The organism is Actinomadura logoneensis, assembly GCF_003428695.1.
Classification (GTDB): Bacteria; Actinomycetota; Actinomycetes; order Streptosporangiales; family Streptosporangiaceae; genus Spirillospora; species Spirillospora logoneensis.
On record NZ_QURH01000447.1, the window covers coordinates 1 to 986 of the forward strand.

Sequence of the window (986 nt, forward strand, 5' to 3'; positions counted from 1 at the left end):
CACGGCGGCGGCGGCGCGCCGGGCCGAGCGCGGCCGCGACCGCTGCCAGGGCCGCGACGGTGAGGGCCCACTCGGGGAGCGCGCCCAGACGGTCCGCAATCGTACGCGATGTGCGCGCGGGGACCGCGGCGACCTGGAGGGCCGGGACGAACTCCCGCGACTCGGCGATCATACGGCCGTCCGGGGCCACGATCGCGCTGATCCCGCTCGTCGCCGCCACCAGCACCGCGCGCCCGTGCTCGACGGCCCGCAGCCGCGACATGGCGATCTGCTGCGGCGGCAGGCTGGTCTCGCCGTAGGTGGCGTTGTTGGTCTGGACGACCATGACGTCGCCGGGCGCGGAGTCGCGGGTCTCCTTGTCGTAGGCGACCTCGAAGCAGATGACGTCGCCGACGGTGACCGGGCCGAGCTTCATCACGCCGCTGCGGTCGCCCTTGACGAAGTCGCGGGGGACGCGCTCGAACCGCTTGATCAGCTTGGTCAGCACGTCGCGGAACGGCAGGTACTCCCCGAACGGGACGGGGTGCCGCTTGACGTAGTAGTTCCCGGGACCGGTCTTGGGGTCCCAGACGATGCCGCGGTTCTCGATCCGCTTGCCGTCGGGGGTCTCGACCAGCGCCCCGACCAGGACGGGGACGCCGATGTCGCGGACGGCTCCGTCGATGGCCTGGTAGGCGTCGGGCTCGGTGAACGGGTCGAGGTCGCTGGCGTTCTCGGGCCAGATCACCAGCTCCGGCCGGGGCACCCTCCCGGCGCGGACCTCCTCGGCGAGCCGGCGGGTCTCGCGGACGTGGTTGTCCAGGACGGCGCGGCGCTGCCCGAGGAAGTCCAGACCGAGCCGGGGCACGTTGCCCTGGACGACCGCGACGGTCACGGGCCGTCCGGCGGTGGGGGTCGGGATCGCCAGCCCGCCGCCGACGACCAGCGCGGCGAGGACGACGGCGACGGCGGCGCCGGCCAGCGGCCCGCGGGGGCGGGGACGCGCC

At 74.7% G+C, this 986-nt stretch carries 1 protein-coding gene; it reads right to left on the reverse strand.

All coding sequences use genetic code 11. The features are described 5' to 3' along the window. Nucleotides 1-986 (reverse strand): apolipoprotein N-acyltransferase (gene lnt, locus DZF91_RS23225; protein WP_117359493.1); only part of this gene is annotated, 986 nt, incomplete at both ends.